At 66.0% G+C, this 6,948-nt stretch carries 6 protein-coding genes and 1 pseudogene; 4 read left to right on the top strand and 3 right to left on the bottom strand.

The window, feature by feature from the left end; translation table 11 throughout:
* A partial coding sequence (locus tag ELR45_RS21055) for a substrate-binding domain-containing protein (protein ID WP_129668099.1) occupies window positions 1-1,354 on the top strand: 1,354 nt, incomplete at its 5' end.
* A gap of 454 nt (window positions 1,355-1,808) precedes the next feature.
* Here the strand turns inward: ELR45_RS21055 and ELR45_RS21060 are convergent.
* Window positions 1,809-2,486 (bottom strand): annotated as a pseudogene (locus tag ELR45_RS21060) (ABC transporter ATP-binding protein); the annotation flags it as partial.
* Between the two features lie 307 nt (window positions 2,487-2,793).
* Between ELR45_RS21060 and ELR45_RS21065 the strand changes: the two are divergent.
* The gene (locus ELR45_RS21065; protein ID WP_129668100.1) at window positions 2,794-3,126 is read left to right on the top strand and encodes an L-rhamnose mutarotase; all 333 of its coding nucleotides are present in this window, start codon (window positions 2,794-2,796) and stop codon (window positions 3,124-3,126) included.
* Window positions 3,127-3,192: 66 nt separating this feature from the next.
* On the opposite strand, the gene ELR45_RS21070 is transcribed toward ELR45_RS21065, so the two are convergent.
* Window positions 3,193-3,936 (bottom strand): N-acetyltransferase, encoded by a 744-nt coding sequence (locus ELR45_RS21070; RefSeq protein ID WP_129668101.1) that lies wholly within the window; start codon window positions 3,934-3,936, stop codon window positions 3,193-3,195.
* Window positions 3,937-4,108: 172 nt separating this feature from the next.
* On the opposite strand from ELR45_RS21070, the gene ligD reads away from it, so the two are divergent.
* Window positions 4,109-5,326 carry a non-homologous end-joining DNA ligase gene (ligD, locus tag ELR45_RS21075; protein ID WP_129668102.1) on the top strand — a complete coding sequence of 406 codons (1,218 nt, stop codon included), beginning with the start codon at window positions 4,109-4,111 and terminating at the stop codon, window positions 5,324-5,326.
* Window positions 5,326-6,426: a DUF4037 domain-containing protein gene (locus ELR45_RS21080; protein ID WP_129668103.1), complete on the top strand. Its 1,101-nt coding sequence runs from the start codon at window positions 5,326-5,328 to the stop codon at window positions 6,424-6,426. The genes ligD and ELR45_RS21080 overlap by 1 nt, the downstream gene beginning before the upstream one ends.
* Window positions 6,427-6,520: 94 nt before the next feature.
* Here the strand turns inward: ELR45_RS21080 and ELR45_RS38560 are convergent.
* A partial coding sequence (locus ELR45_RS38560; protein ID WP_240759964.1) for a hypothetical protein occupies window positions 6,521-6,948 on the bottom strand: 428 nt, incomplete at its 5' end.

Consider the following 6,948-nt stretch of genomic DNA (forward strand, 5'->3'; position numbering starts at 1 on the left):
ATGGATCCAGCGAGCCGCGGGACAAGACGTCGATCTCGGCGAGGCAACGTCGGTCGCAGTCTCGCCGCTGGTGATGGTCGCCTCGCAGCAGGCGGCGAGAGAAACGCTGGGCTGGCCGGACAACGCGGAGTTCTCCTGGGCGGATGTCATGTCCAGTGAGGCCCCTGCCACCATCATCGATCCCATGTCCACCAGCGAGGGTCTGGCGACTCTGCTCGCTGTCCAGGCCGTGGTCGGCGAGAGTAACGAAGCCCCGGCGGAGGTCGCCGAGGCCATGTCCGCGGTGTCGCGGTCGGCCGTCGCCGACATCGATGAGGCATACGAGCAGCTCAGATCGGAGCCGGCAGCCGCCCCGCTGTTCAACGCGAGCGAACAGTCGGTCGTCGCCCACAATCAGGCGAACCCGGAAGAGTCCGCGGTTGCTCTGTATCCGGCCGAGGGCACGCTCGCCTTCGACTATCCGGCCGTTCCGATCGAGACGCCCGAGTCGACGGAGTCGACGACTGAGGCGGTGCAGGATCTGGTCGAGGCATTCCGGACGGAAGCGGCCGTCACCGCGCTGCAGGATGCGGGCTTCCGCAGCCCGGACGGCGAGGCCGCCGACTCGGCCGGCGTCACCGACGGGATTCAGCGGAGCATGCCAGAGTTGATGCCCGATCCGGAACCCGAGGCCGTCGAGACGGCGTTGCGTCAATGGGCCGCGTTGTCGATCGACATGCGGATGCTCCCGGTCATCGACGTCTCCGGGTCGATGTGGGAGACCGAGGGCGACGAGCGGCCGGCGATCGAGGTGGTGCGTGACGCGAACCTGGCGGCGCTTGATCTGCTGCCGCCGACCAGCGAGCTGGGTCTATGGGTGTTCTCCACGGACGAGGACCCCCCGAACCACTGGCGCGAGCTCGTTGACATCGGTCCGCTCACGGAGGAGCTCGAAGGCGGTACCCGGCTGGACCTGTTGATCGAGGAATCGCAGGCGCTTCCGGAGTCCGAGGAGCAGGGTTGGACGGCACTGTACGACACCGCATGGGCGGCCTTCCAAGAAGTCAAGGAGAACTACGATCCGAACCGGGTGAACTCGGTGGTGCTGATGACCGACGGTTCGGACGAGCGGGCGCCGGAAATGGCGCCCGGCATGGACCTGGAGACGCTACTGACGCAGCTGCAGGCGCAACACGACCCCGCGCGGCCGGTCTTGCTCATCACCATCGGTATCGGCCCAGATGCCGACATGGACGCTCTTCGCGAGATCTCGTCAGCCACTGGGGCCTCCGCGTACGCGGCCGACGACCCGACAGACCTCCCGGAGATCTTCTTCCAGGCGATGGTGGAACGCCAATGCCGCCCCAACTGCTGAGCGGTGGGCCGTCCGGTCCGGGGATGCATGCTGACACTCAGGCATCCCGGCTATGGAGTACGGCGAAAGCCAGCGCGACCACGGCTGCCACGAAGGCCCACATCAGCCCGAAGCCGGTCCACGGCCAGGCCTTCCGAGCCGTTGAGAACGAGCTGGAGCCCGGCGTTGGTCGGCCAGTATGTAGCCATCGCGTCGGCCAAGCGCTCAGGCAACGCACCGGACATCGCCGGCACGATCAGCACACCGGCCACCAGGGCACCGAGCGCCCCTGCAGCCGACTACGAGGGCCACCGCAGCAACGGTTGCAGCCTTGGCCGCGAGAAGCCGTGACCGGCGTGGCACCGCCGCCAAGCTAGGGCCGATGGTGCCGGTGGCGTATTCGTTGGTCATCACCATGATCCCCAGGACCGCGATGGCGAACTGAGCGATGATGACGCCATACAGGGACACCCCGACGCACGAGAACGGACTGGGCCGCTCCGCTCTGCATGAAGTGTTCCGTGGCGATGTCGGCGATCAGCCTGCCCCTGCCGATGACGATGAGGTAGTCGGCGGTTTGTGCCATCTCGCCAAGCACGTGGCTGGAGACCAAGACCGTGCGTCCTTCGTGGGCCAGCCGGCGCACGAAGTTTCGGAACCAACGTATGCCCTCTGGGTCGAGGCCGTTGACCGGCTCGTCGAAGATGAGAACGCCTGGATCGCCAAGCATGGCAGCGGCGATCCCCAGGCGCTGTGCCATACCGAGAGAAAACGTGCCCGCACGCTTTCTCGCCACTTCCTCGAGTCCGACGAGGTCCAGTGCGGCGTCGACTCGATGGCGGCCGAGCCCGTTGCTGACCGCCAGGCAATGTAGGTGGTCGTAGGCGGTGCGGCGGGGATGGGCGGATCGGGCGTCGAGCATGGCGCCTACCTCGCGCATTGGAACGGGAAGGTCGACGTAGCGGCGGCCGGCGACGCGGACCGAGCCCGCACTCGGATGGTCGAGTCCCAGCATCATGCGCAAGGTCGTGGATTTGCCGGACCCATTCGGCCCGAGGAATCCGGTCACGCATCCGGGCTGGACTGTGAAGGTCAGATCATCTACGGCGCGCACCGCGCCGTAATACTTGGCGAGGTTCGCCGCCTCGATCATCGAATTCGTTCCCATGTCATGCAGGTCACGCTATGAATCGAGGAAGACCAGCACCATGAAGATGACCGTAGGCTCTGAGCAAGGAACCCCAGCGAGCGGGTGTGGAAAACCACACCGGGCACGGAGTCGTCGGGCTCCACCTCCATCGTCAAAGGGACCCGCGCGTCGCCGGTGAGTCGACGGGGTATGCACATGAGCTAACGTGAGATTCGCGAGGTTCGGATCGTTGCGTGGCTGGACGGGGACAGGCCTCCGGCATGACAGCGGACGGCGTTCCGGAGGCTACGGGACGACACGAGGAGGTCTCATGCGGGTTGCGTTGCATTCGATCTTGCATGCGGGAGCGGAGCCGCAGTACGAGCAGGAGCACCAGCGGATTCCCGGCGATCTGGCCGACTCGTTCGCGCGGGTGGGGATCACCAACTGGACTATCTGGCGCAGCGGCTCCGATCTGTTCCATCTCGTGGAGTGCGACGATTTCGACGCCGCGATGCGCGAGCTGGCGGACGATCCCGCGAACCTGAGATGGCAGGCGAGCATCGGCCGGTTCGTGGATAGGTTCGTCTCCGACGTCGGTGACGACGCCCCGCACCCGATCGGCCGGGTCTGGGAGCTCGCGACGCAAGATCGTCAGCCGTAGGTTGCGCTCTTGAGAGCGGCGCCAACGAGCATTGTGGTGTTCCGCCTCCGCGGACGACGGACAGGCTCACAGCCGGTGCCGCACCCACACATTCGGCTCCACGTAGACGGCATGGTTGTGCGCGGGTGCACAGTGAATGAGAGTGAGCGCGTGCGGGACCTCGACCGGGCCGTCCACATCGAACCGGAGTCCGGTCCACTCGCGCCAGTTCGCGAGCGAGGATCCGACGACCATGGAGGCGGGCGCGATCTTCTCGATGACGCCGCCAGCGCGGGCGTGGATCCGCAGCCACGGGTCTTCGGGTAGCCCATCCGCGCGGGTTCGATACGCGTACTCGCTCATCGGCGTGGCCGGCTCGAGGTGCTTGCCGCTAGGGCGGACTGGCGCGAGCAGGGTGTCGAATCCCCTGGCCCGTGCGGCGTCGCGCATCGCCATGAGGATCAGCGTTGACATGCCGCGCCCCTGCCAGCCGGGGTGCACGGAGATCTCCAGCGCGCTGGCGACGTCCGGCTCGACGCCTTTGCGGAGATCGGAGTTGACCCACATGAGCACCTGGTCCCAGCCAGTGTCGGGAAGCTCGCGTCGGCCCTCCAGATCCAGCCGGAAAGCGGTGGCCTGACCATGCGCAATGACCGACCCGTCGTCGTCGGTGGCGACCACCGTCAACTCGGGGTAGGCAGCTGTGGCGACACCGTAGAGCGACCAGGCGACAGGGTCATGGTCCATGAACGCGGGCCAGGTGTCGGGCATCTCCCAGATGTCAGACCCGAACTCGGGATTCTTAGCACGGGTGGTGATCAAGGGAGTCATGCGGCCGAGTGTAGCCATAGGAACGAGACCGCCACGACTGGTTTTACGGGCCGCCGACCAGCACTGACACAGATGACCTGCGGCAGCTGACATCCCCGATCCGTGTCGATGCGGCCTTCTAGCGGTGCCGTGTCGACCTGGTAACGGGGGATTGGGCACTTATCGTGGTGGGATGGCAGCGTCGCGGGTGCTGGAGGTTGCCGGGCGTGAGGTGACGGTCACGAACCCGGGCAAGGTGGTGTTTCCGAACCGAGGTACGACGAAGCTGGACCTGGTCCAGTACTACTTGGCTGTCGCCGACGGTGCGTTGCGTGGCATCGCCGGGCGGCCGATGATCCTGAAGCGGTTCGTCAAGGGGATCGACCAGGAGGCGTTCTTCCAGAAGCGTGCGCCGTCGAAGCGACCCGATTGGGTCGATGTTGTGACCCTGCGGTACTCCTCCGGCACGACGGCCGATGAGGTGGTGGTGCGCGACGCGGCGGCTCTGGCCTGGGTGGTGAACTTGGGCTGCATCGACTTGAACCCGCATCCGGTGCGGGCGGAGGATCTGGACCGGCCCGACGAGCTACGCATCGATCTCGATCCGAACCCGGGTATTGAGTGGAAGCAGATTCTCGACGTGGCGTTCGTTGCCAAGGAGGTGCTCGAGGATCACGGTCTGACTGCGTGGCCGAAGACGTCGGGGTCGCGCGGGTTCCACATCTACACGCGGATCGATCCCCAGTGGAAGTACCGTGACGTGCGCCTCGCCGCTGAGACCGTCGCCCGTGAGGTGGAGAACCGCGCCCCGCGCCTGGCGACCTCCAGATGGTGGAAGGAAGAGCGGGAGGGCGTGTTCGTGGACTTCAACCAGAATGCCAAGGACCGCACCATCGCGTCGGCCTACTCGGTGCGGCCCACCCCCGACGCGCGGGTATCGACGCCGTTGAGCTGGGAAGAAGCGGCTGAGAGCCGGCCAGAGGACTACACGATGACGACGGTGCTGGAGCGGTTCGCGGACGTCGGCGATCCGTGGGAGGGCATCGACGGCACCGGCGGGTCACTGGACGCCCTGCTGGAGCTTGCCGAGCGGCTCGGTCCGGCGGAGAAACCGCCGAAAGGGACTGGCCGCAGACAGTCGACGATGCCGCTGGTCGAGATCGCGCGGGCGAAGACCAAGCAGGAGGCGCTCGACGGGCTGGAGCGATGGAAGGAACGGCATCCATCGGTGGTTCCCCTCCTTGAGCCGGCCGACGTGCTGGTCGACGGGATGAGGGGCCGCAGCTCGCTGTGGTACCGGATCCGGATCAACCTTCAGCACGTCCCGGAGGGAGAGCGCCCGCCGCAGGAACCACTCGAGGTCGATTACGACCCGTGGGCGGGGACCCCGTTCGCCCGTGACGACCACTGATCATGATTCCTGCTCCTGAGTTCCTTCCGGGTCTTGAGCTGTCGCGGATCTTCTACGAAGAGGCGGTGGGGCCGATCCTCGCCGAGGCGTACCCCGCGCTTCGGTATTCTGCCGCGAGGATCGGTGCGGGATCTGAGGTGCTTGGTTTTGATACCGCGCGTTCAGCAGATCACGATTGGGGCCCGAGGCTGGATCTCTTCCTCGGGCCGAATGAGGCTGCGGACTACGGTGCCGACCTGCGCCAGCTGCTGGGGGAACGGGTTCCGAAGCATGTACGGGGCTGGCCTACGAACTTCCGTCACGATGACCCGGGTGACCCGGTCGGCGTCATGGAGCTGACGGACGGAGTGGTCAACCACCGAGTCTCGGTGAACGACGTCAGCGGGTGGCTTAAGGCTCAGCTCGGCATCGGTGTGGTGTCCGCCGAACCGACGGTCGACGATTGGCTGGCAATGCCTCAGCAGAAGCTCGCGGAGGTCACGGGTGGCATGGTGTTTCACGACGGGCTGGGCACACTCAAGGCGGTGCGGCGCCGGCTGGCGTGGTATCCGGATGACGTGTGGCGGTATCTGCTGGCCTGCCAGTGGCAGCGGATTTCTCAAGAAGAAGCGTTCGTCGGGCGCTGTGCTGAGGTTGGAGACGATCTCGGATCGGCCCTGGTCACAGGGCGGTTGGTGCGTGACCTCATGCGCTTGTGCTTGCTGCTGGGGCGGCGGTACACGCCCTACAGCAAGTGGTTAGGGAGTGCGTTCCGGCAATTGCCCGTGGCTGAGCGGCTGACGCCGTCGCTGTGTGGCGCCTTGACGGCGGTGGAGTACCAGGCGCGGGAGCAGCATCTGTGCGATGCCTACGAGATCGTGGCAGCTTCTCAGAACGAGATGGGGCTCGCGGAGAAGATGGATCCGACACGTCGGCAATATCACAGCCGACCATTCCGGGTGCTGCATGCTGGGCGTTTTGCGCAGGCTTTGGCGCGGACGATCATTGATCCCGCGCTACGTGCCCTGCCGCTATCTGGAAGCGTGGACCAGTGGGCGGATAACACGGACTTTCTTGGTCAGCACGGTCCTGTGCGTGCTGCGATCAACGCGCTCACGTGATGGGACGCTCAAGACCAAGAGGCCCTGAAGGCTCGTGCCATCAGCGTTGGGGACAAAAGAGACCCGATCCGGTCAGAGATGAGGACGTGTGGGCTCAGCCAACCGCTGGCGGCCCTACCGTTCTCCATTGTGCGTACTTGGGTTGCCGTCCGTCGCCGGAGGAACGCCCGGTGAGGCGCCTGCCGATCCACGGAAGGACGTACCGGCGGTAATAGGTGATGTTCTGCACCAGGTTCGGCGCGGCGGTCGCGCGGGGCAGCGACGTCATCCACTCCTCGGGATGTGGTTCCCCCATGGTCTGGAGCACCCGGGCGGCCACACGCCGATGGCCGGTGGCGTTCAGGTGCAGGCGATCCTCGCACCAGTAGGCTGCGTGCGTCAGCTCCGGGTCGTTCCAGTTGTTCGCGAAGAGCACGTCGTACTTTCTGGTCATCTCCCTGACCGCCGCCGTGAGCCGGTCGCCGGTGGGCCGCATCCTCCGTCCTAGCGGCAGGATTCCCGTCGGGTCGCCGCCACTGAGGA

The sequence above is a fragment of the Phytoactinopolyspora endophytica genome (genome assembly GCF_004138495.1).
In the GTDB taxonomy this organism is placed as follows: domain Bacteria; phylum Actinomycetota; class Actinomycetes; order Jiangellales; family Jiangellaceae; genus Phytoactinopolyspora; species Phytoactinopolyspora endophytica.

Bases quoted from the DNA above. Each gene is read 5' to 3' on its own strand.
- ELR45_RS21065 (WP_129668100.1), top strand. From the start codon at position 2,794: ATGCGGGTTGCGTTGCATTCGATCTTGCATGCGGGAGCGGAGCCGCAG.
- ELR45_RS21070 (WP_129668101.1), bottom strand. From the start codon at position 3,936: ATGACTCCCTTGATCACCACCCGTGCTAAGAATCCCGAGTTCGGGTCT.
- ligD (WP_129668102.1), top strand. From the start codon at position 4,109: ATGGCAGCGTCGCGGGTGCTGGAGGTTGCCGGGCGTGAGGTGACGGTC.